Genomic DNA, 24404 nt, shown 5'->3' with positions numbered 1-24404 from the left:
GATCGGTGCCGAGCACGTGGCCACGCTGCCGGCCGCCGAGCCGTGGCTGGTCGACCGGTTCGCCGAATGCGGGTCGGACCAGGGCCGCCAAGCCGATGCCCGCATCGTCGCGGTGCTCGGTGGGCGGGGCGGCGCCGGTGCCAGCGTCCTGGCCGGCGGTCTCGCCGTCACCGCCGCCCGGGCCCGGCTGCGCACCCTCCTGGTCGACGCCGACCCGCTCGGCGGCGGCCTCGACCTCGTGCTCGGCTGGGAGCAGCTGGAAGGGCTGCGGTGGCCGGCGCTCACCGACACCGACGGCAGGGTCGACCCGCCGTCGCTCGTCCGCGCCCTGCCCAGCCGAGGTGACCTGGTGGTGCTCTCGTGGGATCGAGGCGACCTGCTGCACCTGCCCGCACAGGCGATGGCCGCCACGGTGGACGCCGCACGCCGGGGCCGCGACGTCGTGGTGATCGACCTGCCCCGGCAACTGGACGACGCGGCGCTCGTCGCGCTGCAGGCGGCCGACCGGACCCTGGTGGTCGTACCGGCCGAGCTGCGGGCCACCGCCGCCGCGGCCCGGGTGGTCGCCACCGCCGCGCTGCACTGCGGTGACCTGGCGGTGATCGTGCGCGGTCCGGCACCGGGCCGGCTCAAGGCCGCCGAGGTGGCCCGGGCACTCGGGCTGCCGCTCGCCGGCACACTGCGTCCCGAACCCGCGCTGCCCCGCGGGCTGGAACGGGGCGAGGCGCCGGCCGCCGCCGGAAAAGGGCCGCTCGCCGCGCTCTGCCAGCGGATCGTCGGCGAGCTGACCGGCGTGCCGACGGCAGGTGCGGCATGACCGGCCGGGCCAACCCCGACGAGCTCGCGGTACGCGTCCGGCAACGGTTCGCCGCCGCCGACACCCCGGTCACCCCGGCCGCCATCGTCTCCGCCGTCCGCGCCGAACCGGACGCCGCCGTCCTCGGCGACACCGCCCTGCTGCGCATCGCCGACCGGGTGCACGACGACCTGGTCGGCGCCGGTCCGCTCGCCCCGTTGCTGGCCGACCCGCAGGTCACCGACGTACTGGTCAACGGCACCCGGGTCTGGGTCGACCGGGGGGAGGGGCTGCACCAGGTCGCCGTGCCGCTCGGGTCGGTCGACGACGTACGCCGGCTGGCGCAGCGTCTCACCGCCACCGCCGGGCGCCGGCTCGACGACGCCGCCCCGTACGCGGACGCCCGGCTGCCCGACGGCACCCGGCTGCACGCCGTACTGCCTCCGGTGGCGACCGAGGGTCCCTACCTGTCCCTGCGGACCTTCCGGCAACGGCCGTTCACCCTCGACGAGCTGGTGCGGCAGGGCACCGTGCCTCGCCCCGTGGCCCCGGTCCTCGCCGCCATCGTGGCCGCCCGGCTGGCGTACCTGGTCACGGGCGGCACGGGTTCCGGCAAGACCACACTGCTCAACACCCTGCTCGGGCTGGTGCCCGCGACCGAGCGGATCGTGCTGGTCGAGGACGCCGCGGAGCTGCGCCCGGTGCACCCGCACGTGGTCGGCCTCCAGGCCCGGACGTCGAACGTGGAGGGCAGCGGCGCCGTCGGGCTGAGCGACCTGGTCCGGCAGGCGTTGCGGATGCGCCCCGACCGGCTCGTGGTGGGCGAGTGCCGGGGCGGCGAGGTGGTCGACCTGCTCGCCGCGCTCAACACCGGCCACGACGGTGGGGCGGGGACGCTGCACGCCAACACACCGACCGACGTACCGGCCCGGCTGGAGGCGCTCGGGCTGCTCGGCGGACTGCCCCGCGCGGCCCTGCACGCGCAGGTGGCCGCCGCGCTCCAGGTGCTGCTCCAGGTACGTCGTGGTCCCCAGGGCCGTCTGCTGGAGTCGGTCAGCCTGCTGCTGCCGGAAGGGCCGGACCGACTGGTGACTGTGGTCCCGGCCTGGGTACGCGGCCGCGGGCTCGGCCTCGCCGCCCGGGCGCTCGGGGCGTTGCTGCGGGAGCGGGGCGTCGCCGTACCGCCGATCCTCTGCACGGCCTGGCCCGGCTCGGCGGGTCCATCGTGACCGGGGCGGAGTGGCTGGTGACGGTATTCCTGGTGACGGCCGCGGCGGTGGTCGCCTGGCCACTGCGGAACAGCCGGACCCGGCGTCGCACAGTCCTCGCAACCGCGCGGCAGCCGGCACCGAGCGGTGGTGCGACGGTACGTCGGTGGCCGACGCGGAGCACGCCGGCCGCCGGTGCGTACCCGACCGGTGGTCGGCTCGTCCGGACGCGGCACGCACCGGGCGGTCAGGGCAACGGTTCCGTTGGAGCCGTCGCCAGGCCGATGCCGACCAGGCCCCCTGGGCGCCGCGACCCGGCCCGTCCGGTCGGTGCCTGGCTCCCCACGCCCGGACACCTCGACGGCGCTCCGCTTTTCGACTCCACCCCCGGCGTTCCGGCGGCAGGTCTGCTTCTCGACCCGGCTCCGGAGGGTACGGCGGCCGCTCCGCCGCTCAACGCCGCCGTCCGTCCGGCCGGTGCTGTGGGTCAGGCGGCTGGTGCCATGCGGCTGGAGGCGGGTCCGGGATCCGGGGAACCGTCCTCGGCCGCCACGCCCGTCGGTGTGGTGCCGGCCGGGCCGACGTTGTGGAGCGCCGAGCGGTGGCTGGCCCGGATCGGCGCCGGTTCGGCGCACCGGACGCTGCTGCTGGTCGCCGTGCTGGGCGGCGCGATCGGTGAAATCCTGGCCGGCCCGGTGGCCGCGGTGGTCCTTGCCGCCTACACCGCTCTGGCGGTCCGGGGGTTCTTGCGCCGCCAGGCGGGTCAACGTGCCGACCAGGCACACCGGGGCAGTCTGGACCAGCTCTGCGCGCTCGCCGCCGACCTGCGGGCCGGCCTGCCGGTGACGGCGGCGGTCGGCGGGCGGGCCGCCGAGCGGGGCTCGCCTCCATTCGGCGGGTCGGTGCCATGCCAGCCACAGCTGCCCTCCGGCGAGGAGCAGGGCCTCGGTCCGGGCCGGATCACCCAGCTCGCCCAGGCCGCGGTGCGTCTGGCCGACCGTACCGGCGCACCCCTGGCCGAGCTGCTGGAGCGGATCGAGGCCGACGCCCGGGCGGCGGACCGTGGGCTGGCCTCGGCCGCCGCGCAGGCCGCCGGGGCGCGAGCCACCGCCTGGCTGCTCGCGGCTCTCCCGCTCGGCGGTATCGGGCTGGGGTACACCATCGGGGTCGACCCGGTGGCGGTGCTGCTGCACACGCCGGTCGGGGGTGCCAGCGCGATCGCGGCCGTCGTGCTGCAGACCGGTGGGCTCCTCTGGGCGGAACGGCTCGGCTCACCGTCGCGGCAGGCCGGCTGATGTCCCGGCAGGTGTTGGCGGCGACCTGCCTCGCCGCGGCGGCACTGCTCGTTGTCGTGCTCGGTGCGCCGAGCGCCCGACCGGACCGGCGCCTCCGTCACCTGCGACACCCGTCCGCCGTGACGATCGGCCGGACGCGGCCGTCCTGGTGGCCAGACCCAATACGAATCGGCGCCGGGTTGGCGGGGGTCGCCGTGATCGTCGTCATCGGTGGCTGGCCCGGACTGCTCGCCGGGGCGCTGGCCGCCGTCGCCGCGGACCGCCTGCTGCGCCGGATCGAGCCGCGTGCCCTCCGAGACCGGCGACTGCGGGAAACCGCCGACCTTCCCCTCGCCGCTGACCTGCTCGCGGCGGCACTGCGGGCCGGGGCGCCGGTCGACCGGTCGGTGCTGGCGGTCGCCGAGGCGCTCGCCGGCCCGTTGGCCGATCGGCTCGGCCGGGTCGGCCGGACGCTGCTGCTCGGCGGCGAACCGGCGGAAGCCTGGTCGCACCTGCTCGCCGTCGCCGGCGCGGACCGCCTGGTGGCGGCCGCGCTCCGCTCGGCCAGCAGCGGCGCCGCGCTAGCCGGCGCACTCACCCGCCTCGCCGACGACCTGCGGGCCGACCGCTCCACCGCCGCCGAGGCGGCGGCTCGACGGGCGGGAGTCCTCATCGTCCTGCCGCTCGGGCTGTGCTTCCTGCCCGCCTTCATTCTCGCCGGTCTGGTACCGGTGATCGTCGCCGTCCTCGGCGACGTGCTCTGACCCAACGAAAGGGGTACGACATGCGCAAACTCTTCGGCCGGCTGCGCGGCGACGCCGGGATGAACACCGCCGAGTACGCCGTCGGAACGCTCGCGGCGGTCGCCTTCGCGGGCATCCTGCTCAAGGTGCTCACCTCCGGCAACGTGCAGTCCGCGTTGACCGCCGTCATCGACCGGGCACTCAAGTGATAGGGCGCCGGCGGTCCGGCCGCCATCGCGGCCCCGACAGTCCGCCTCCGCTGGCTGGCGGGAACCGCGGTTCATGCTGGACGGCCGACCGGACTGCGAGGCCGGGCGGGCGTGACACTCGTTCGACCGGGCGAGGCTCCCGTCGCGGCTCTGGCCGTCGCTCCCGCAGCTTGGCCGCCGCCGCTGACCGGGGCTCGTTCACCGCCGAGCTCGCGGCCGGCCTACCGGCGCTGGTCCTGTTGCTGTTCGCCGGCCTCACCGCCGTCAACGCGGTGACCACGAAGGCCGGTTGCCTCGACGCGGCCCGGGAGGCGGCGCTGGCCGCCTCCCGGGGCGAGAGCGGATCGACCGCCGGCGCCCGGTACGCCCCGCCGGGCGCGGACGTCTCGGTCACGGTCAGGGGTGAGCGGGTCGTCGCCACCGTCCGGGTGCCGGTCCGTGCTCTGGGCGCCCGGTTGCCCCGGATCACCGTCTCCGCCACCGCCGTCGCTGCCGTCGAACCCGGCACGCCGGGACCCCAGCCGTGACCAGGGTGGCACCGGCCAGCCAGAGCCACGCCCGGGAGCAGGTTCAAGCGCGGACGGAGGGCCACGAGCAGAAGCAGGAGCTGGAGCAGGCCCAGGAGCAGAAGCACGAGCAGAAGCAGGAGCAGAAGCGGGCCCAAGCCCGGGTGCAGGAGGAGCAGGCCCGGGAGCGGATCAGGCTAGCGGCCGATCGTGGAAGCGCGACGATCTGGGTGCTCGCCGTGGGCGTGGTGATCGTGCTGGTCGGGGCCTTCGGTGCGGCGCTCGGCGCGGCCCGGATGGCCCGGCAGCAGGCCCGGGTCGCGGCGGATTTCGGCGCGCTCGCCGGCGCCGGTCATGCCTTGGACGGCGAGGCGGCCGCCTGCGGGATGGCCGGGGAGTTGGCCCGCGCCAACGGCGCCCGGTTGGCCGCCTGCCGCGTCGACGGGCTCGACGTGCTGGTGAGCACCCAGGTAACGGTCAGCCCGCTGCCCTGGCTCACCCGTACCGTCACCGCGACCGCCCGCGCCGGCCCGGTCCGCGGCTGACGGCCCTACCGGGCCCGGCGCGTCTGGAGGTTCGGCGCCGGGCACAGGCGGCCGGGCGGCGGCCGCGGCTGCTGACGGGCCGCGGCCGGGTAGCGCAGGGGCGGTGACGTGAGGGCGGCTCGACGCCGCTTCGACGCCGCCAGGTCGGCTGGTGGTCTCAGCCTGACGCACTCGTCGGCATCGGCCGGCCGGCGGCGGCCAGATGGTCGGGGCGCGGGACAGAGATGTCGCGCCCCGACCCGGCCGCGATCAGCGAGCCTGGAGGGCGTCCAGACCGACCGCCATGGCGATGACGAGCCGGCGGTCGACCTGCGGGTGCTGGATCTGGACGACGTACCGGTCGCGCAGGCCCCACTTCTTGACCACGGAGAACACCGGCTGGCCGCCCGCGACGAAGTCGAAGTGGTACGGCAGCCAGGAGAGCGAGTCGACGAACCGGCGAAGCAGCGCCACCGGCAGGCTCCGCTCCTGACCGGTGATCTGCGGCAGGCCGGGCTGCTCGACGTGCCAGGTGGACCGCAGCAGCGACTGGGCGAAGTCCTTGCGGAACAGACCGATCGGGGTGCCGGCGTGGTCGGTCACGTCGTACGTGGCGCCGAGGTCGAGCCGCTGGCGGGCCCGGAACCCGAGCAGGGGGTACTGCTTCGAGTCGTCGGTGTAGATGGTCACCTGCTCCTTGAAGGCGAGCCGCTTCTGCTGCGCGAACGCGAGCAGCGGGCCCTCAGAACCGTCCGGGGCGACGGCGTGGACCTCGTACTGGTTGACCATCATCCGGATCCGCTGCCGGATGAGGAGCTGGTTCTGGGACTGAAGGCTGTCGGGCTGCATGCGATCTCCTTCGAAGGTGAACGCCGGAGTCTCGCACAGCTCGACCCTCAACGTGCCCCTCAGGACGGAGCCGGGCGTCACGCCGGGTCGGGGACGTCCACGCCGGCTGTCCGCTCGTCCTGGCGGGGCACGGCCGGTCCGCGGCCGGTGGCGGCGTCGCCGTCGGCCGGCAGGTTGGCGAGCACCACGTCCAGCACCTTCACCGCGTCCGGTTTGGAGAGCGGGTTGTTGCCGTTGCCGCACTTCGGGGACTGGACGCAGGACGGGCAGCCCGACTCGCAGCCGCACTCGGCGATCGCGTCCCGGGTGGCGCGCAGCCAGGCGGCCGCCGTCCCGTACGCGCGCTCGGCGAAGCCGGCCCCGCCCGGGTGCCCGTCGTACACGAAGACGGTCGGCGCCTCGGTGTCCGGGTGGACGGCGGTGGAGAGCCCGCCGATGTCCCACCGGTCGCAGGTGGCCATCAGCGGCAGCAGCCCGATCGCGGCGTGCTCGGCGGCGTGCAGCGCCCCCGGAATGTCGGCGGCCTCCACCCCGGCGGCCGCCAGCGACTGTGGCGAGAGGGTGAACCAGACCGCGACGGTGCGCAGTTCCCGGGCGGGCAGGTCCAGCGGCCGGCTGTCGATCACCTCGCCGGTGGCGATCCGTCGCCGCTGGTACGACACCACCTGGCTGGTCACGTCCACCTCGCCGAGGAAGAGCCCGACCGGCCCGGCGTCCACGTACGACCGCACCGACACCACCGACAGCGAGGTGACGTCCCGGGCGTGGGTGGACCAGTCCGGTTCCTCGGCGTGCACCAGCGCGCACCCGTCGGAGAGGTCGAGCGAGTCGACCACGTACGACACGCCCTGGTGCAGATAGACCGCGCCGGGGTGGATGAGGAAGTGCGACGACCCACCGTCGACCGTGCCCAGCAGCCGCCCGGTGGACGCCTCCACCACGCAGACCGGCGCCCCGCCCTCGCCACGCAGATCCACCTCGGGCCGTTCCCGGTGCCGCCAGTACCACCCGGTCGGCCGTTGCCGCAGGGCGCCGGCCTCGACGAGCGAGTCGACCGCCTCCTTCGCGCCCTCGCCGAAGAGTTCGAGGTCGGCCGGGGTGAGCGGGGCCTCCGCCGCCGCGCAGGCGAGCTGCGGGGCGAGCACGTACGGGTTGGCCGGGTCGAGCACGGTCGCCTCGACCGGCCGGCCGAACAGCGCCTCCGGGTGGTGCACCAGGTAGGTGTCGAGCGGATCGTCCCGGGCGACCAGCACGGCCAGCGCCTCGTCGCCGGAGCGGCCGGCCCGGCCGGCCTGCTGCCAGAGCGAGGCCCGGGTGCCCGGCCAGCCGCAGATCAGCACCGCGTCCAGCCCGACCAGGTCGACGCCGAGCTCCAGCGCGTTGGTCGAGGCCAGCCCGAGCAGGTCGCCGTGGAGCAGTGCCCGTTCCAGCTCCCGCCGCTCCTCGCGCAGGTAGCCGGCTCGGTAGGCGGCGACGCGGTTGCCCAGTCCGGGCACCGCCTCGTCGAGGGATCGCCGGGCGTTGGCGGCGACCACCTCGGCGCCGCGTCGGGATCGGACGAAGGCGAGGGTGCGGACTCCCTCGATCACGCTGTCGGTGAGCAGGTCGGCGGTCTCCCGCAGCGCGGAGCGGCGCACCGGGGCGAGGTCCGACACCTCGCCGGAGACCGGGTCCGGGAGCAGCGGCGGCTCCCAGAGCGCGAACGTCACCCCGCCGCGCGGCGAGGTGTCCTCGGTGACGGCCTCGACCGGCAGGCCGGTGAGCCGCCCGGCCGCCGTCGCCGGGTCGCCCGACGTCGCCGAGGCCAGCACGAAGACCGGCGTACGCCCGAAGCGGGCGCACTGCCGGCGCAGGCGGCGCAGCACGTGCGCGACGTGCGAGCCGAAGACGCCCCGGTAGGTGTGACACTCGTCGACCACCACGTACGCGAGCCGGCGCAGGAAGCCGGACCAGTGTGCGTGGCCGGGGAGGATGCCGTGGTGCAGCATGTCCGGGTTGGTCAGCACGAACCGGGAGTGCCGCCGGATCCACTCCCGTTCGGCGCGCGGGGTGTCCCCGTCGTAGCAGGCGGGGCGTACCCCGTCGAGCTCCAGGCCGGCGACGGCGCGCAACTGGTCGGCGGCGAGCGCCTTGGTCGGCGCCAGGTAGAGGACGGTGGCCCGGGGGTCGGCGAGGAGGGTGCTCAGCGCCGGAAGCTGGTACGCCAGCGACTTGCCGGACGCCGTACCGGTGGCCACCACCACGTGCTTTCCGGCGTACGCCAACTCGGCGGCCTCGGCCTGGTGCCGCCACGGGGCGACCACCCCGCGCCGGGCGAACGCCGCCCGCAGTTCGTCGGGGGCCCACTGCGGCCACAGCGCCGGCTCGCCCGCGCGGGCCGGCACCCGCTCGACGTGGGTGACCGGGTCGGCGGTGTGCCGGGCGCGCAGCCGACGCAGCAGCTCGGCCGGCGGTCGCCCGGCGCCGGTAGCTGCGGATACGGTGGCTGGGAACGTCACGTCCTGCACTCTCGCACTGGTGTTCGGAGATGGAAACCCGGGGGCGTGGGTATGGGGAAGCCGCCGCCGGTGACCACGAGCGTCCTGAGCGGGGATGGTTAGATGCCCAGGAGAGTTTACGGCTCTTGCGAGGAGGACCGATGGAGCTGTCGCTGGCGACCCGCACCGTGGGGGAGCACACGGTGCTCGAGGTCGGCGGTGAGGTGGACGTCTACACCGCACCGCGCCTGCGGGAACGGCTCCTCGAGCTGATCGACGGCGGTGCCCGCCGCGTCGTGGTCGACCTGGGCCGGGTCGACTTCCTCGACTCCACCGGGCTCGGCGTGCTGGTCGGCGCCCTCAAGCGGCTCCGCTCCGCCGACGGTTCCTTCGCCCTGGTCTGCGACAAGGAGCCGCTGCTCAAGATCTTCCGGATCACCGCGTTGGACCAGGTCTTCCCGCTGCACCCGACGGTCGATGCGGCGATCAGCGCCGACCCGACCGGCGCCGAAGCGTGATGGCGACCGTCAAGCTCTCCTTCTCGCCCGCCCCGGTGCACGTCCGCACCGCCCGCCTGGTCGGCGTGGCGGTGGCCCGCCGGGCGGGGGTCCGCGAGGACCTGCTCGACGAGGTCCGCCTGGCCATCGGTGAGGCGTGCACCCGCGCGGTCGCCCTGCACCGGCAGTACGGCCTGCACGACCCGGTGCTGGTGGAGATGTCCGACACCGGGGCGTACACGGTGCGGGTGATCGACCGCGCGCCGATCGAGGCCGGCATCGGTCTGGCCGCGCTGCCTCCAGACGAGCTGGCCAAGGAGTCGCTCAGCGAGGACGCGCTGACCACCGGCGTCGGCTTCGCGCTGCTCGCCGGTTTCGTCGAGGACCTGCAGGTGCGCCCGGTCGAGGAGGGCATCGGCACCGAGGTCCGGATGGTCTGGCCGGTCGGCCGCTGACCTGAGCAACCACTCACGCAGGCCGCGTTCCCACCCCGGGGACGCGGCCTTGTCGTGCTGGCCGGGCCGTATATCAGATTTCTCCGCATAACACAGCGATGAAGATCATCGAGACACCCGGCACCCTCGGTGTGACCTCGGACACGGCGTGGAGCTACAGTACCCGGGTTGTCAGCAAGTGATCCATCCCCGCAGCCAGCAGGGATGGTCCGCCGGGCTGGTTGGCGCGCTGGCGAGTTCGCATCCAGGCGTCGGCCCGTGCGTCTCCACGGACCGGCGCGAGTGTTCGGTACAGGAGGACATAGATGTCCGGGACCTTGGCCGCCGACGGCGGCGCACTGTCCCTTACCGGAGCCAACGTGACGTACGTCGTCATCGCCGCGGTCATCGCGCTGGTGGCGCTCGTCTTCGCCGCCGCCTTGACGAAGGCCGTGCTGGCAGCCGGTAAGGGCACCACCAACATGCAGGAGATCTCCGGGGCCGTGCAGGAGGGCGCGTCGGCGTACCTGCTCCGGCAGTTCAGGACCCTGGCGATCTTCGTGGTGATCGCCGTCGTGCTGCTGTTCCTGCTGCCGGTGCACGACACCGACGGCAACCAGACCCTGGTGAAGATCGGCCGGTCGGCCTTCTTCGTGGTGGGCGCTCTGTTCAGCGCGTTCATCGGTGGCGCCGGCATGTGGCTGGCCACCCGCGCCAACCTGCGGGTCGCCGCGGCCGCCCGGGAGCGGCAAGGCGGCCGCGAGGGCGCCATGAAGATCGCCTTCCGGACCGGTGGTGTGGTCGGCTTCCTCACCGTGGGTCTCGGCCTCTTCGGTTCGGCGCTGGTCGTCATCCTCTTCCGGGGTGACGCGCCGACCGTGCTGGAGGGCTTCGGCTTCGGCGCCGCGCTGCTCGCCATGTTCATGCGGGTCGGTGGCGGCATCTTCACCAAGGCCGCGGACGTGGGCGCCGACCTGGTCGGCAAGGTCGAGCAGGGCATCCCCGAGGACGACCCGCGCAACGCCGCCACCATCGCCGACAACGTCGGCGACAACGTCGGTGACTGCGCCGGCATGGCCGCCGACCTCTTCGAGTCGTACGCGGTCACCCTGGTCGCGGCCCTGATCCTGGGCCGCGCCGCGTTCGGCGAGGACGGCCTGGTCTTCCCGCTGATCATCTCCACCGTCGGCGTGCTCGTCGCGATCGTCGGCGTCTTCATCACCCGGCTGCGCGCCTCCGACCGCAACGGTCTGACCGCGATCAACCGGGCCTTCTACATCTCCGCGGTGCTCTCCGCAGTGCTGGTGGCGATCGCCGCCTACGCCTACCTGCCGGCGACCTTCGCCGAGCTGGAGGGTGGGCTCACCGACGTCGACCGCAACCCGCGGCTGGTGGCCATCGGCGCCGTGATCATCGGTATCGTGCTGGCCGCCGCGATCCAGGCGCTGACCGGCTACTTCACCGAGACCAACCGGCGCCCGGTGCAGGACATCGGCAAGAGCTCGCAGACCGGTGCGGCCACCGTCATCCTCGCCGGCATCAGCGTCGGCCTGGAGTCGGCGGTCTACTCCGCGCTGCTGATCGGCGCCGGCGTGTTCGGCGCGTTCCTGCTCGGCGGCAGCTCCATCACGCTCTCGCTCTTCGCGGTCGCGCTGGCCGGCACCGGCCTGCTCACCACCGTCGGCGTGATCGTCGCGATGGACACCTTCGGCCCGATCTCCGACAACGCCCAGGGCATCGCGGAGATGTCCGGCGACATCGACGAGCACGGCGCCCGTACGCTCACCGAGCTGGACGCGGTCGGCAACACCACCAAGGCGATCACCAAGGGCATCGCGATCGCCACCGCGGTGCTCGCCGCGACCGCGCTGTTCGGCTCCTACACCGACACGCTGCGCAGCTCGTACGAGGACGCGGGCGTCGGTGACGTCGGCACCGAGATCCTCAACGCGCTGAACGTGGCCAACCCGCGCAACCTGGTCGGCCTGATCATCGGCGCGGCGGTGGTCTTCCTCTTCTCCGGCCTGGCCATCAACGCGGTCTCCCGCTCGGCCGGCGCCGTGGTGATGGAGGTCCGCCGGCAGTTCCGCGAGCTGCCCGGGATCATGGACCGCACCCAGCGCCCCGAGTACGGCAAGGTCGTCGACATCTGCACCCGGGACGCGCAGCGCGAGCTGATGACCCCCGGCCTGCTGGCCATCCTGGCGCCGATCGCGGTCGGCTTCGGCCTCGGCCCGGGCGCGCTGGCGTCCTACCTGGCCGGTGCGATCGGGGCGGGCACGCTGATGGCGGTCTTCCTGGCCAACTCCGGTGGCGCCTGGGACAACGCGAAGAAGCTCGTCGAGGACGGCGCGTACGGCGGCAAGGGCTCCGACTCGCACGCCGCGACCGTCATCGGCGACACCGTCGGTGACCCGTTCAAGGACACCGCCGGCCCGGCCATCAACCCGCTGATCAAGGTGATGAACCTGGTCTCGCTGCTGATCGCGCCGGCTGTCGTCGCGTGGAGCGTGGGCGACGACCGGAACACCGGCCTGCGGTTGGCGATCGCGCTGGTCGCCGCGCTGATCATCGTCGCGGCGGTGGTGTTCAGCAAGCGCAAGGGCATCGCCATGTCGGAGTCCGACGCCGGCACCAGCAGCGGCACCGGTACGGGCAGCCCGGAGGAGCGTCCGGAGCCCGTGAACGCCTGAGTTCGACAGTGGTAGCGGTTCCCGGTCGGCGTCGCCGGCCGGGAACCGTGCCGTCCGGGCCCCGACGAAATCCGATCGGTGGCACTTCCACCGGAAGGCCGTACGCTGCTTCGCATGCGTACGCGCCGGGCGGCAACCGCCGGAAAGCTCACGGTGGTCCTGGCCACGCTGGTTCTCGTGGTCGCCGGCTGCGGCGGTCCCAGCCCCCGGGCCTGGGCCGCGTCGGTCTGTGAGGCGCTCGCCCCCTGGCGGGCCGAGATCAACAAGCTGACCAGCAGCACCCAGCAGCAGATGACCGCGCAGACCACCCCGGCCCAGGCGAAGGAGAACCTGGTCCGCCTCTTCGACGGGGCGGAGCAGGCCAGCGAGACCGCCCGGCGCAAGGTCGAGGAGGCCGGCGTGCCGGAGACCGACCACGGCGAGGAGATCTCGGCCGGCTTCCGGGCCTCGCTGAGCAAGGTCCGGGACGCGTACGGCCGGGCCCGGGACACGATCGACGGCCTGGACACCGGGGAGGCCACCGCCTTCTACAACGGGGTCCGGGCCGCCGTCGACACCCTGAACAAGGAGTACGACGCGAGCGCGCTGGACACCAGCAAGCTCAACTCGGAAGAGCTCAAACAGGCCTTCGACGAGGTCCCGGAGTGTCGCTGACGCCACCTGACTCACCCCCCGACCCGGTCCGCCAGCTCTCCCTGTTCGGCACCGAGGCGGCCGACCCGTCCCTGGCGGACCTGGCCGGCCTGCTCGCCGGGCCGGGGGAGGTGGTCCGGATGGGCGGTACGGCCCGGCTGTCGGTCGTGGTGGACGCGGCCTGGCGGGTGCACGTACTGGTGGCCGAGTTGGCCGCGCGCGGGGTGGCGGCGAGCTGGGAGCCGACCGAGGACGGCCGGCACACCGTCCGCACCGCGTACGCGAGCACCCTGGCCCCGCTGGCGGTGGCGTGGCTGCGCGGCGGGGTGAAGCGGCCGCCGGTCGGGTTCCACCTGAACGGGCGGCGGCTGCGGCTCTGGTCCGCCGCCGCCGGGTCCGTCGAGCCGTCGGGTTTCGTGTTGCGGCTCGGTGCGGTCGATGACGAGTGCTGGCCGCGGGTACGGGCGGCGCTGGCCGCGGTCGGTCTGGTCGGCGCCTTCGTGGAGCCGGAGGAGGGCGGCCCGGCGTACCGGATCGGCGGGCGCCGGCGGCTCGCTCGGCTGGCGGAGCTGGTGGGTGACCGCCCACCCGCGGCGCCGGCCGCCGAGTGGCCGGGCGCGTCCGCCTGAGTCCGTCCGGGGCCGGTCCGGTCCGCCCGGGATGCGCAACCCCGCCGGCTGTCCGATGCTGGACATCCGGGTGGCGGTTTGCCCAGGAAAACGGCTCGGTGCCTGATCAGCCGAGGGTCCGCGATCGTCACAGTGACCCGCTCGGCGCCCTACCCACGGTGTACGGTGGCGCCGTCCGGGGGGAGTCCCCGCCCGGGCCGCCTCGTGGTCGCCACACCTGACCGGTTTGCCGCCCGCGAAACCCGAAACCCGGGCGGCGCGTTACGTTGGACATCCGGACCGCCAGTCGTCCGGCCGGTGCAACACGGCCCGAATCGGGGCATGACGTAGGAGTGAGGTCGGAGAGAGACGTGCCGAGCAACGCTGGAACCACCCGTCTGGTCATCGTCGAGTCACCGGCGAAGGCCAAGACGATCTCGGGCTACCTCGGCCCGGGGTACGTCGTGGAGGCCAGCTTCGGCCACGTCCGGGACCTCCCGCGCAACGCCGCCGACGTACCGGCCAAGTACAAGGGCGAGCCGTGGGCCCGGCTCGGGGTGGACGTCGACAACGGCTTCCACGCCCTCTACGTGGTCTCCGCCGACCGCAAGCAGCAGATCAGCAAGCTGGTGAAGCTGGCCAAGGAGGTCGACGAGATCTTCCTGGCGACGGACGAGGACCGCGAGGGCGAGGCGATCGCCTGGCACCTGGTGGAGACGCTCAAGCCCAAGGTGCCGGTCAAGCGGATGGTCTTCCACGAGATCACCAAGCCGGCCATCCAGGCCGCGGTCGCCAACCCGCGGGAGATCGACCGGGACCTGGTCGACGCCCAGGAGGCCCGGCGCATCCTCGACCGGCTGTACGGCTACGAGGTCTCCCCGGTGCTGTGGAAGAAGGTCATGCCGAAGCTCTCGGCGGGCCGGGTGCAGTCCGTGGCGACCCGGATCGTGGTCGAGCGGGAGCGGCAGCGGATGGCGTTCCGCACCGCCGAGTACTGGGACATCCTGGCCACCCTGGCGGTGGCGAACGTCGGCGAGGGGCCGCGCAGCTTCAACGCCACCCTGGTGGCGCTGAACGGCGACCGGATCGCCACCGGCAAGGACTTCGAGCCGACCACCGGCAAGGTGCGGGCCGGCGCGGGCGTGGTGCACCTCGACGAGAGCGGGGCGCGCGGCCTGGCGGCCCGGCTGGAGGGGCGGCGGTTCACCGTCACCCGGGTCGAGGAGAAGCCCTACCGCCGCCGGCCGTACGCGCCGTTCATCACCTCCACGCTTCAGCAGGAGGCGGCCCGCAAGCTGCGGTTCTCGTCGCAGCAGACGATGCGCACCGCGCAGCGGCTCTACGAGAACGGCTACATCACCTACATGCGTACCGACTCGGTGAACCTGTCGGAGACCGCCATCGCGGCGGCCCGCCGGCAGATCGGCGAGCTGTACGGCGAGCGAAGCGTGCCGCCGGAGCCGCGCCGCTACACCGGCAAGGTGAAGAACGCGCAGGAGGCGCACGAGGCGATCCGCCCGGCGGGGGACAACTTCCGCACCCCGGGCGACGTGGCCAAGGAGCTGTCGGCCGAGGAGTTCAAGCTCTACGAGCTGATCTGGCGGCGCACCATCGCCTCGCAGATGACCGACGCGGTCGGCTCCAGCGTCTCGGTGCGCATCCGCGCGGTCTCCTCGGCCGGCGAGGAGGCGGACTTCGGCGCCACCGGCAAGACCATCACCGACCCGGGCTTCCTGCGCGCGTACGTGGAGTCGAGCGACGACGAGAACGCCGAGGCCGAGGACGCCGAGCGCCGGCTGCCCACCCTGGTCAAGGACCAGCCGCTGACCGCCGACGAGCTGGCCGCGCAGGGCCACCACACCCAGCCGCCGTCGCGCTACACGGAGGCGTCGCTGGTCAAGGCCCTGGAGGAGCTGGGCATCGGCCGCCCCTCGACGTACGCGTCGATCATGCAGACCATCCAGGACCGCGGGTACGTCTTCAAGCGCGGCCAGGCGATGATCCCGTCGTTCCTGGCGTTCGCGGTGATCGGGCTGCTGGAGCGGCACTACCCGCGCCTGATCGACTACGACTTCACCGCCAGCATGGAGAACGAGCTGGACGAGATCGCCGGCGGGGACCACGCCGCGGTCGACTTCCTCACCTCCTTCTACTTCGGCAGCGCCAACGGCACCGGCGACCAGACGATCGCCCGCTCGGGCGGCCTGAAGAAGCTGGTGACGGAGAACCTCAGCGAGATCGACGCGCGCAGCGTCAACTCGATCCCGCTCTTCACGGACGACGAGGGGCGCGAGGTCGTCGTGCGGGTCGGCCGGTACGGGCCGTACCTGCAGCGGTCGGTCCCGGGCGAGCCGCCCGCCCCGCCGGCCGAGGGCGAGGAGGGTGGCGCCCCGGGTGACCGCGCGCCGATCCCGGAGGGGCTGGCCCCCGACGAGCTGACCCCGGAGAAGGTGTACGAGCTCTTCCTGGGTGGCGGGGGTGAGCGCAAGCTCGGTGACGACCCGGCCACCGGCGAGCCGATCGTGCTCAAGTCCGGCCGGTTCGGCCCGTACGTGGCCAGCGGCGAGCGGAAGTCGTCGCTGCTGGCCTCCCAGTCGCCGGACTCGCTCACCTTCGACGAGGCGCTGAAGCTGCTCAGCCTGCCCCGGCTGATCGGCACCGACTCCGACGGCAACGAGGTCTTCGCCAACAACGGCCGCTACGGCCCGTACGTCAAGCGTGGTGACGAGTTCCGGTCGCTGGACTCGGAAGACAAGATGTTCACCGTGACGCTGGACGAGGCGCTGGCTTTGCTGGCCGCCCCGAAGACCCGCCAGCGTCGGGCCGCCGCGCCGCCGCTGCGGGAGATGGGCAACGACCCGCTGACCGAGAAGCCGCTGGTGATCAAGGATGGCCGGTTCGGGCCGTACGTCACCGACGGGGAGACCAACGCGTCGCTGCGGCGGGGGCAGACCCCGGAGGCGCTGAGCCTGGAAGAGGCGTCCGAGATGCTCGCCGAGAAGCGGGCGAAGGGTCCGGCGCCGAAGAAGAAGGCGGCGGCGAAGAAGGCGGCCCCGGCGAAGAAGACGGCGGCGAAGAAGACCGCCGCCGCCACCAAGTCGACGGCCGCCAAGAAGACGACCACCGCCAAGGCGACCGCCGCCAAGAAGGCCCCGGCGAAGAAGGCGGCGCCGAAGAAGGCCGCCGCCAGCCCTGTCGAGGAGTGACCCGAACGGGGTAAGTGTCCGGTTTCCTCTGGGCCGGTGGCGGCGGCCGGCCTAGCGTCGGGGCATGTCCGTACCCGCCGCCTCGCGTCGCCGACGGCTGTTCGTCGGGGCGGCGACGGGTGCGTTGCTGCTGACCGCCGCCGTGGTCGGCTCCCGGGCGGTGGAGCACGGCTCCCCGCCGGCCGGTACCGAGGCATCACCGGCCCCGCAGCGGACCCTGGCCCCCGGACCGGCCCGGGACGCCTCCAGCCGGCGCACCCTGCGGCTGATCGCCGCCGGCGACGTGCTGGTCCATCCGGAGGTCACCGAACAGGCGCGGCGGGACGCGGCCCGCGGCGGTCACCCCGGTGGCCTGGATTTCGCCCCGATGTTCGCCGGGGTGGCCCCGGCCGTCAGCGGCGCCGACCTCGCGCTCTGCCACCTGGAGACGCCGTTGGCCGACCCGGCCGGGCCGTTCTCCGGCTATCCGTCGTTCAACGCGCCCCCGCAGGTGCTCGACGGGGTGCGCTCCGCCGGCTTCGACGGCTGCTCGACCGCCTCCAACCACACCCTCGACCAGGGCGCCGACGGGGTGGTCCGGACCATCCGGGCGCTCGACGCGGCCGGGCTCGGCCACACCGGCAGCGCGCGCAGCGCCGCCGAGGCGGGCACGCCCCGGCTCTACGACGTCGGTGGGGTGCGCATCGCCCACCTGGCGTACAGCCTGAACTTCAACGGGCTGAGCCGCCCGGCCGGCAAGGAGTGGCTGGCCAACCTCATCGACCCGCCGAAGATCCTCGCCGCCGCCCACCGGGCGCGGGCCGCCGGCGCCGACATCGTCGTGCTCAGCCTGCACTGGGGTACGGAGTACCAGCACCTGCCCGACGCCGACCAGCAGTCCTGGGCGCGGCAGCTGATCTCCTCGCCGGACGTGGACCTCATCCTGGGGCACCACGCCCACGCGGTGCAGCCGTTCCAGCGCTTCGGGGACAAGTGGGTGGTCTTCGGGATGGGCAATGAGATCGCCCGGCACGCCGAGCCGATCAACGACAACCGGGAGGGCGTGATGGCCCGGGCCACCTTCACCGAGGTGGCACCCGGCCACTGGACGGTCACCCGGATGGAGGTGCTGCCCACCTGGACCGACCTCGCACCGAACCTGCGGCTGGTGGACCTGGCCGCCGCGCTGGCCGATCCCACCACGCCGGCCGACGCGCGGCGCACCTACCAGGTGGCGTACGACCGGGTGCTGGGCTACGTCCGGGCCCTCGGCGCCGATCAGTCGGTGGTGCCGGCGGGCGTCCCGCCGAGGACCCGGTCCAGGTAGGGGTTGGTGAAGAGGCGGTCCGGGTCGAGCCGGTCGCGGACGGCCAGGAAGTCGGCGAACCTCGGGTACGCGGGCGCCAGTGACGCCGCGTCGCGGTAGTGCAGCTTGCCCCAGTGCGGTCGGCCGCCCAGGTCGGCGGCCACCTCCTCGAACGCCCGGAAGTACGGCTCGTACGGCGCGCCGACGTACTGGTGGATGGCGATGTACGCCGAGTCGCGGCCGTACCCGTGGGACAGCCAGATGTCGTCGGCGGCGGTGAACCGCACCTCGACCGGGAAGAGCACCTTGAACGGCAGCCCGTCGACGATCCGCCGTAGCGCGTCGAGCGCGGTCGGCAGGGCGGCGCGGGGCAGCCCGTACTCCATCTCCACGAAGCGGACCCGGCGCGGGGTGCAGAAGACCCGGTCGGAGCGGCCGGTGTAGGTGCGTTCGGTGAGCGCCCGGGCGGAGACGGCGCTGATGCCGGGGGCCAGGGCCGGGACGGCGCGGCCGAGCCGGCAGGCCCCGGCGAAGACGGTGTTGGCCAGGAAGTCGTCGTCCAGCCAGCCGCGCCACCGGGGCAGCGGCCGGTCGTCGCTGGGCACCCGGTCGTTGGTCTTGACCTGCACCCGCGGGGTGTACGGGAACCAGTAGAACTCGACGTGGTCGTGTCCCTCGACCAGCTCGGGGAGCTCGGCGAGCACCGCGTCCAGCGCCGCGGGCCGTTCGTGCGCGCGGAGCACGAACGCGTCGACGCAGCGCAGGGTGACCTCGACCAGCACCCCGACCGCGCCGATCCCGACCCGGGCCGCGGTGAAGACGTCCCGGTGCTCGTCGGCGGAGCAGCGCAGCACCTCGCCGGTGCCGGTGACCAGGGTCAGCGCGGTGACGAAGGTGGAGAGGCAGCCGAGCTTGGCGCCGGTGCCGTGGGTGCCGGTGGAGATCGCGCCGGCGACGGTCTGCGCGTCGATGTCGCCGAGGTTGGGCAGCGCCAGCCCGTGCCGGGCGAGCAGCTCGTTGAGGGCGTGCAGGGTCATTCCGGCGGGTACGGTGACCAGCCGGCGCGCGGTGTCCACCCGGACGCCGGTGTCCAGCTCGGCCAGGTCGAGCCGGTGCCCGTCGGTGACGGCCGCAGCGGTGAAGGAGTGCCCGCTGCCCACGGCCCGGATCCGCTGACCCGCCGCGGCGGCGGCGCGCACCGCCTCGGCGACGTCGTCGATGCTGCGGGGTTGCCGGACGGCGCTGGCGGTGCTGCGCTGGTTACCGGCCCAGTTGGACCAGGTGGTTGCCGTACCGGCCATCGGCGCTCCTCGACATGAATATGAGCCCCCTTCATATCAGGAACGTTATGGCAGGTAAACACCCTGTTCACGCTCTGCTCGTTAGTACCAGTAGTCACGGACTCGTGACGTGCAGATATGTTGATCCGTCGAAGGGGGGTGGCGCCGAGTGTCCACACCAGCCGCCACAGCCGGGCCACTGCGCCGGGTACCGGTGCAGGGTCGAAGTGTCGCGCGGGTCCAGCGAATGCTGGACGCCTGCGCCGAGCTCGTCGACGAGGTGGGGTACGAGGGGCTCACCACCACCCTGCTGGCCGAGCGCGCCGAGGTGGCGATCGGTTCGGTGTACCAGTTCTTCCCGGACAAGCGGGCGATCGTGCAGGCACTGACCCTGCGCACGATGGAGTCCTACCTCCAGCGGCTCGACCAGCGGTTCGCCTCCGACGACCTGACCCACTGGTGGGACGGTGTCGACGCCGGGATCGACGAGTACATCACCATGCACCGCACCGTCCCGGGGTTCCGCACCCTGCACTTCGGTGACGTGGTCGACCTGCACCTGCTCGACGAGCGGCGGGACAACAACGGCGTGATCGCCGACCAGCTCGCCCGGGTGCTGACCGAGCGCTTCGGCCTGACCAACGTCCCGGAGCTCCGGTTCCACCTGGAGATCGCGGTGGAGGCGGCGGACGCCCTCATCAAGCTGGCGTTCCGGCGCCGTCCAGAGGGCGACGAGCGGGTGCTGGTCGAGGCGAAGGCGCTGATCCGGGAGTACCTGCACCGGCAGGTCGACGGCCGGGTCGAGATGCCGCAACCCCGCTGAGTGGATCGCCTGGCCGCCGACGTCGGGCCGGTGCCCTACAGGAACGCCCGGCCCTCGCCCCGGTAGGTGGGCACCGTCGCGACGACCACGTCGCCGTCGACCAGGTGCAGCTCGTTGACGTGCTCGCAGAGCTCGCCGGCCTTGGCGTGCCGGAACCACACCCGGTCACCCACCCGTAGGGTGGCCGCCGCCGCGCCGGTCAGCGGGGTCTGCACCTCGCCCGCGCCCTCGGCGCCGAGCAGCTTGAGGCCGGTCGGCAGCCACGGGCGGGGGAGCCGGCTGTCGGCGGCCGGGCCGGAGGCGATCCAGCCACCGCCCAGCACGGTGGCCAGCCCCGGGCCCGGCCGCCGGACCACCGCGCAGGCGAAGAACGCGGCCGGGGTGGGCCGCCAGGCGCGGTACGCGTCGAACAGCGTCGGCCCGTACAGGCCCGATCCCGCGGTGACCTCGGTGACCGCGGGATCGGCGCTGGTCGCGGCCACGCTTCCGGTGCCGCCGCCGTTGACGAACTCCAGGTCGGCGTGTTCGCGTACCGCGGCCACCGCCGCGCCGCGCCGGGCCAGCAGTTCGCGGTACGACCCGCGCTGGGCGATCCGGATGGCCGTGCCCAGTACCGCCTGGCCGGGCGGCGCGTCGCCGAGCCCGGCGATCTGTGCCTCGTACGCCATCAGCCCGACCAGCCGGAAGCCCGGCCGGCCGGCGACGGTGGCGGCGAGCGCGCCGGCCGCCCGGGCGCTGTGTACCGGGGACCGGCGGACGCCGACGTGCACCCGTCCACCGGCGAGCCGCCAGGACGCGTCCAGGTCGACGCAGACCCGCAGCGCCGGCCGTCGCCCGGGGGCGCACACCGCGTCCACCAGGTCGAGCTGCTCGGTGCCGTCCACCATCAGCGTCACCGCGTCGGCGAGCACCGGGTCGGCGGTGAGTTCGGCGAGCGCGCCCCGGTCGGCCGTGGGGTACGCCACCAGGACGTCGTCGGCGACGCCGGTGCGGACCAGCCAGATCGCCTCGGGCAGGGTGAACGCCATCACGCCCCGCCAGCCGGGCCGGTGCAGCGCCCGGGTCAGCAGGTCCCGGGACCGGACCGACTTGCTGGCGATCCGGACGGGCTTGCCGCCGGTCCGGCCGACCAGCGCGGCCGCGTTGGCGTCGAAGGCGGCGAGGTCGACCACGGCGTACGGCGGGTCGAGGTGCGCGGTCGCCCGGTCGAGGCGGTCGCGAAGTTTGTCACTGTCGGTGGCCACGTCTGCACGCTAACTGTCTGGGCGTCAATGCGAAATACCCTCGCGTCTGTCCGGGCTGCGGTCGGTGGTGCCAGCGGCCTAGGCTCGACGAGCAGGCGAATGTCGAGAACGGGGTGACCCCCCGTCACGACTAGAGTGTTCCACCGGGGATGCCCAGCTCTGGGCCGGCACGCGTGGAGGTACGGCCATCGAAAGCCAGAAGAACGGCGAGTCGTCCGGCGTGTCGCCGGCCGGGGGCCAGGGCGACCGGTCCGGAGCTGCCGCGATCCGCTCGGTGCTGCGCATCCGGCCGTTCCGCCGGCTCTGGATCGTGCTCGGGGCGGCCTCCTTCGGCGACTGGCTCGGCCTGCTCGCCACCTCCGTCTTCGCGGCCGCGCAGGTCTCCGGCAGCACCGCCAAGGGTGCCGCCTTCGGCAGCCTGATCGCCGTCCGGCTGCTGCCGGCGCTGGTGCTCGGCCCGCTGGCCGGCGTCTTCGCCGACCGGTTCGACCGCCGCTGGACGATGGTCATCTGCGACCTGCTGCGCTTCCTGCTGTTCGCGTCGATCCCCCTGCTCGCGCTCACCGGCGCCAGCGGTGGAGTCGTGGTGAGCTGGGCGGCGATCGCCACCTTCCTGATCGAGACGATCACCCTGATGTGGATCCCGGCCAAGGAGGCCGCGGTCCCCAACCTCATCCCGCGCGCCCGGCTGGAGTCGGCCAACCAGCTCACCCTCATCACCACGTACGGCCTCACCCCGGTCCTCGCCGCGCTCAGCCTCTCCGTGCTCGACCGCAGCGTCCGCGGGCTGACCGGCGGTGAGGTGCCCTCGTGGGCCGAGCCGGCCCAGCTCGCGCTCTGGTTCAACTCGTTCTCCCGGCTGGCCACCGCCCTGGTGGTGGCGTTCGGCATCAAGGAGATCAGCCAGGGGCAGACCGACGAGCGGGAGCGCACCGAGCAGAGCATGATGCACCAGTTCTCCGAGGGCTGGAAGTTCATCCGGCAGACCCCGTTGGTCCGCGGCCTGGTGCTCGGCATCTTCGGCGCGTTCGCCGGCGGCGGCATCGTGATCGGCACGGCCAAGTTCTTCGCCGCCTCGCTCGGCGCCGGTGACGCGGCGTTCTACCTGCTCTTCGGCGCGATCTTCATCGGTCTGGCGGTCGGCATCGGGCTCGGCCCGATGATCGTGCGGGAGATGTCCCGGCGACGCTGGTTCGGCATGAGCATCGTGCTGGCCAGCGCCTCGGTGCTGGTGCTCGCCTTCGCCATCCACCTGTCCATGGCGATCGTCGGCGCGATCCTGGTCGGCGCGGGGGCCGGGATGGCCTTCCTCGCCGGCACCACACTGCTCGGCGGCGAGGTCGCCGACGAGGTACGCGGCCGGGTCTTCGCGGTCGTGCAGATCGGCACCCGGCTGGTGCTGATCCTGGCCATCGCGCTGAGCAGCCTCCTGGTCGGCGTCGGCGGCTCGCGCAAGCTGACCATCGCCGACCTGGGCGTCTCGGTCTCCTCGACCCGGCTGCTGCTGCTGGCGGCCGGTGCTGCGGGCATCTTCGCCGGGATCAGTGCCTTCGGGCAGATGGACGACAAGAAGGGCGTGCCGGTCCTGGCCGACCTCTGGGGTTCGATCCGGGGTCGCCCGCTCATGCCGGCGGAGCCTTTCGTCTCGAGCGGTCTCTTCGTGGTCTTCGAGGGTGGCGAGGGCGCCGGCAAGTCGACCCAGCTCGCCGCGCTCGCCGAGCGGCTGCGCGGCGAGAGCCGGGACGTGGTGGTGACCCGGGAGCCGGGTGCCACCGCGGTCGGCGAACGAATCCGCTCGCTGGTGCTCGACACCGCCGGTGCCGAGGCGCCGTCGCCGCGCGCCGAGGCACTGTTGTACGCCGCCGACCGGGCGCACCACGTCGCCACCGTCGTCCGGCCGGCGCTGATCCGGGGCGCGGTGGTGATCAGCGACCGGTACGTCGACTCGTCCCTGGCGTACCAGGGTGCCGGTCGTACGCTGCCGGTGCAGGAGGTCTCCTGGCTCTCCTCTTGGGCCACCGGCGGGCTCAAGCCCGACCTGGTGGTGCTCCTCGACGTCGACCCGCACACCGGCCTGTCCCGGGTCGAGTCCCGCAACGAGGGCGCCGACCGGCTGGAGGCCGAGTCCCTCGCCTTCCACGAGCGGGTCCGGTACGCCTTCCTCGACCTGGCCGCCGCCGACCCGAAGCGCTACCTGGTGCTCGACGCGTCCCGTCCGGCGGAGGAGATCGCCGAGGCGGTCGCCCGCCGGGTGGAGGAATTCCTGGTCGATCCGGGCGGCATCGTGCACCCGCGCCCGGCCCACGGGCCGGACACCACGGTTCAGCCGGAGTTATCCGACGCGGAGCTGGTGGGCCTGGAGCACCGCACCTGATGCCGGACGTCTTCGCCGATCTGGTCGGGCAGGACGAGGCCGTCGCGACGCTGCGCCGCGCCGCCGCCTCGGCCGCCGCGCTGCTGCGCGCCTCGGCCGTCGCCACCCGGGTCGGGGGCGGGACGAAACCCGTCATCGACGAGCTGGACGCCTTGGCCGCGGAGGTCGACGGCGCGGGCCCGGCCGGAGACGCCGGGGCCGGTCCGGTCCCGGGGGCGGGGATGACGCACGCCTGGATCTTCACCGGGCCACCCGGCTCCGGCCGGTCGGTGGCGGCGCGCGCCTTCGCCGCCGCGCTGCAGTGCGCGTACGGCACCGGCTGCGGTGAGTGCCCGGGCTGCCACACCACCCTGACCGGTACCCACGCGGACGTGCGGCTGGTGGTGCCCGAGGGGCTCTCCATCGGTGTCAACGAGATGCGTGCCCTGGTGCTCCGGGCGGCCAGCACGCCGTCCGGCGGCCGGTGGCAGATCGTCGTCATCGAGGACGCCGACCGGCTCACCGAGGCGGCGGGCAACGCGCTGCTCAAGGCGATCGAGGAGCCGCCGCCCCGGACGGTCTTCCTGCTCTGCGCCCCGTCCACCCACCCGGACGACATCTCGGTGACCATCCGGTCGCGGTGCCGGGTCGTACCGCTGCGGCAGCCGCCGGCCACCGCGGTGGCCGAGGTGCTGGTCCGCCGGGACGGCATCGCGCCCGACGTGGCGCAGTGGGCGGCGGCAGCAGCGCAGGGGCACGTGG

The 24404-nt window shown here is 73.7% G+C and carries 20 protein-coding genes and 1 pseudogene; 17 read left to right on the top strand and 4 right to left on the bottom strand.

What is annotated here, in order from left to right; all coding sequences use genetic code 11:
• From ssd to DKL51_RS10555, 7 genes and pseudogenes are all read left to right on the top strand, one after another.
• Nucleotides 1-817 (top strand): septum site-determining protein Ssd (gene ssd, locus DKL51_RS10585; protein WP_124812008.1); only part of this gene is annotated, 817 nt, incomplete at its 5' end.
• Entirely contained in the window at nucleotides 814-2025 is a 1212-nt protein-coding gene (locus tag DKL51_RS10580; RefSeq protein WP_109944519.1) for a TadA family conjugal transfer-associated ATPase, read from the top strand. The genes ssd and DKL51_RS10580, both read left to right, overlap by 4 nt.
• Before the next feature lie 521 nt (nucleotides 2026-2546).
• Nucleotides 2547-3299: pseudogene (locus tag DKL51_RS10575) on the top strand (type II secretion system F family protein); the annotation flags it as partial.
• Entirely contained in the window at nucleotides 3299-4042 is a 744-nt protein-coding gene (locus tag DKL51_RS10570) for a type II secretion system F family protein (RefSeq protein ID WP_124812007.1), read from the top strand. The pseudogene DKL51_RS10575 and the gene DKL51_RS10570, both read left to right, overlap by 1 nt.
• A gap of 20 nt (nucleotides 4043-4062) precedes the next feature.
• Nucleotides 4063-4230, top strand: coding sequence for a DUF4244 domain-containing protein (locus DKL51_RS10565; RefSeq protein WP_109946928.1), 168 nt, complete (start codon nucleotides 4063-4065; stop codon nucleotides 4228-4230).
• Between the two features lie 170 nt (nucleotides 4231-4400).
• Nucleotides 4401-4757, top strand: a complete 357-nt coding sequence (locus DKL51_RS10560; protein ID WP_109946927.1) for a TadE family type IV pilus minor pilin — start codon at nucleotides 4401-4403, stop codon at nucleotides 4755-4757.
• Nucleotides 4754-5281, top strand: coding sequence for an Rv3654c family TadE-like protein (locus tag DKL51_RS10555; RefSeq protein ID WP_243422635.1), 528 nt, complete (start codon nucleotides 4754-4756; stop codon nucleotides 5279-5281). Before DKL51_RS10560 ends, DKL51_RS10555 begins: the two co-directional genes overlap by 4 nt.
• A gap of 249 nt (nucleotides 5282-5530) precedes the next feature.
• Here the strand turns inward: DKL51_RS10555 and DKL51_RS10550 are convergent, their stop codons facing one another.
• Nucleotides 5531-6109 carry an LURP-one-related family protein gene (locus tag DKL51_RS10550; RefSeq protein ID WP_109946926.1) on the bottom strand — a complete coding sequence of 193 codons (579 nt, stop codon included), beginning with the start codon at nucleotides 6107-6109 and terminating at the stop codon, nucleotides 5531-5533.
• A 77-nt stretch (nucleotides 6110-6186) separates the two neighbouring features.
• Entirely contained in the window at nucleotides 6187-8616 is a 2430-nt protein-coding gene (locus DKL51_RS10545; protein ID WP_423790673.1) for a DEAD/DEAH box helicase, read from the bottom strand.
• 131 nt (nucleotides 8617-8747) lie between these two features.
• On the opposite strand from DKL51_RS10545, the gene DKL51_RS10540 reads away from it, so the two are divergent.
• The 7 genes from DKL51_RS10540 (at nucleotide 8748) to DKL51_RS10510 (ending at nucleotide 17963) form a co-directional block, all read left to right on the top strand.
• Nucleotides 8748-9104: an STAS domain-containing protein gene (locus DKL51_RS10540; protein WP_109946929.1), complete on the top strand. Its 357-nt coding sequence runs from the start codon at nucleotides 8748-8750 to the stop codon at nucleotides 9102-9104.
• The gene (locus tag DKL51_RS10535) at nucleotides 9104-9538 is read left to right on the top strand and encodes an ATP-binding protein (RefSeq protein ID WP_109946925.1); all 435 of its coding nucleotides are present in this window, start codon (nucleotides 9104-9106) and stop codon (nucleotides 9536-9538) included. Before DKL51_RS10540 ends, DKL51_RS10535 begins: the two co-directional genes overlap by 1 nt.
• Before the next feature lie 305 nt (nucleotides 9539-9843).
• Nucleotides 9844-12210, top strand: a complete 2367-nt coding sequence (locus DKL51_RS10530) for a sodium-translocating pyrophosphatase (protein WP_109946924.1) — start codon at nucleotides 9844-9846, stop codon at nucleotides 12208-12210.
• A 114-nt stretch (nucleotides 12211-12324) separates the two neighbouring features.
• Nucleotides 12325-12864 (top strand): hypothetical protein, encoded by a 540-nt coding sequence (locus tag DKL51_RS10525; RefSeq protein ID WP_109965069.1) that lies wholly within the window; start codon nucleotides 12325-12327, stop codon nucleotides 12862-12864.
• On the top strand, nucleotides 12855-13472 hold the full coding sequence (locus tag DKL51_RS10520; protein ID WP_109946922.1) for a hypothetical protein: 618 nt from the start codon (nucleotides 12855-12857) through the stop codon (nucleotides 13470-13472). The genes DKL51_RS10525 and DKL51_RS10520 overlap by 10 nt, the downstream gene beginning before the upstream one ends.
• 350 nt (nucleotides 13473-13822) lie before the next feature.
• A complete protein-coding gene (gene topA / locus DKL51_RS10515; protein WP_109946921.1) occupies nucleotides 13823-16657 on the top strand; it encodes a type I DNA topoisomerase in 2835 nt (944 codons plus the stop codon).
• Between the two features lie 64 nt (nucleotides 16658-16721).
• Nucleotides 16722-17963, top strand: coding sequence for a CapA family protein (locus DKL51_RS10510; RefSeq protein WP_109946920.1), 1242 nt, complete (start codon nucleotides 16722-16724; stop codon nucleotides 17961-17963).
• On the opposite strand, the gene DKL51_RS10505 is transcribed toward DKL51_RS10510, so the two are convergent.
• Nucleotides 17915-19243 carry a D-arabinono-1,4-lactone oxidase gene (locus tag DKL51_RS10505; RefSeq protein ID WP_109946919.1) on the bottom strand — a complete coding sequence of 443 codons (1329 nt, stop codon included), beginning with the start codon at nucleotides 19241-19243 and terminating at the stop codon, nucleotides 17915-17917. The genes DKL51_RS10510 and DKL51_RS10505 overlap by 49 nt on opposite strands.
• Nucleotides 19244-19469: 226 nt before the next feature.
• On the opposite strand from DKL51_RS10505, the gene DKL51_RS10500 reads away from it, so the two are divergent.
• Nucleotides 19470-20045, top strand: a complete 576-nt coding sequence (locus DKL51_RS10500; RefSeq protein WP_109946918.1) for a TetR/AcrR family transcriptional regulator — start codon at nucleotides 19470-19472, stop codon at nucleotides 20043-20045.
• A gap of 35 nt (nucleotides 20046-20080) precedes the next feature.
• On the opposite strand, the gene DKL51_RS10495 is transcribed toward DKL51_RS10500, so the two are convergent.
• Nucleotides 20081-21289 carry an amino acid deaminase/aldolase gene (locus tag DKL51_RS10495; RefSeq protein ID WP_109946917.1) on the bottom strand — a complete coding sequence of 403 codons (1209 nt, stop codon included), beginning with the start codon at nucleotides 21287-21289 and terminating at the stop codon, nucleotides 20081-20083.
• A 310-nt stretch (nucleotides 21290-21599) separates the two neighbouring features.
• Between DKL51_RS10495 and tmk the strand changes: the two genes are divergently transcribed.
• Entirely contained in the window at nucleotides 21600-23663 is a 2064-nt protein-coding gene (tmk, locus tag DKL51_RS10490) for a dTMP kinase (RefSeq protein ID WP_243420926.1), read from the top strand.
• Nucleotides 23663-24404: DNA polymerase III subunit delta' (locus DKL51_RS10485; protein ID WP_124812006.1), on the top strand; the 742-nt coding region annotated here is incomplete at its 3' end. The genes tmk and DKL51_RS10485, both read left to right, overlap by 1 nt.

The organism is Micromonospora globispora (genome assembly GCF_003857015.1).
Classification (GTDB): Bacteria; Actinomycetota; Actinomycetes; order Mycobacteriales; family Micromonosporaceae; genus Micromonospora; species Micromonospora globispora.
Note: the sequence above shows the minus strand (reverse complement) of the source record. Positions and strands in the feature narration are given on the sequence as shown.

Coding starts and splice junctions, on each gene's coding strand:
- DKL51_RS10580 (WP_109944519.1), top strand. CDS start 814: ATGACCGGCCGGGCCAACCCCGACGAGCTCGCGGTACGCGTCCGGCAA.
- DKL51_RS10535 (WP_109946925.1), top strand. CDS start 9,104: ATGGCGACCGTCAAGCTCTCCTTCTCGCCCGCCCCGGTGCACGTCCGC.
- DKL51_RS10510 (WP_109946920.1), top strand. CDS start 16,722: ATGTCCGTACCCGCCGCCTCGCGTCGCCGACGGCTGTTCGTCGGGGCG.
- DKL51_RS10550 (WP_109946926.1), bottom strand. CDS start 6,109: ATGCAGCCCGACAGCCTTCAGTCCCAGAACCAGCTCCTCATCCGGCAG.
- DKL51_RS10525 (WP_109965069.1), top strand. CDS start 12,325: ATGCGTACGCGCCGGGCGGCAACCGCCGGAAAGCTCACGGTGGTCCTG.
- DKL51_RS10565 (WP_109946928.1), top strand. CDS start 4,063: ATGCGCAAACTCTTCGGCCGGCTGCGCGGCGACGCCGGGATGAACACC.
- DKL51_RS10500 (WP_109946918.1), top strand. CDS start 19,470: ATGCTGGACGCCTGCGCCGAGCTCGTCGACGAGGTGGGGTACGAGGGG.
- DKL51_RS10530 (WP_109946924.1), top strand. CDS start 9,844: ATGTCCGGGACCTTGGCCGCCGACGGCGGCGCACTGTCCCTTACCGGA.
- DKL51_RS10540 (WP_109946929.1), top strand. CDS start 8,748: ATGGAGCTGTCGCTGGCGACCCGCACCGTGGGGGAGCACACGGTGCTC.
- DKL51_RS10505 (WP_109946919.1), bottom strand. CDS start 19,243: ATGGCCGGTACGGCAACCACCTGGTCCAACTGGGCCGGTAACCAGCGC.
- DKL51_RS10570 (WP_124812007.1), top strand. CDS start 3,299: ATGTCCCGGCAGGTGTTGGCGGCGACCTGCCTCGCCGCGGCGGCACTG.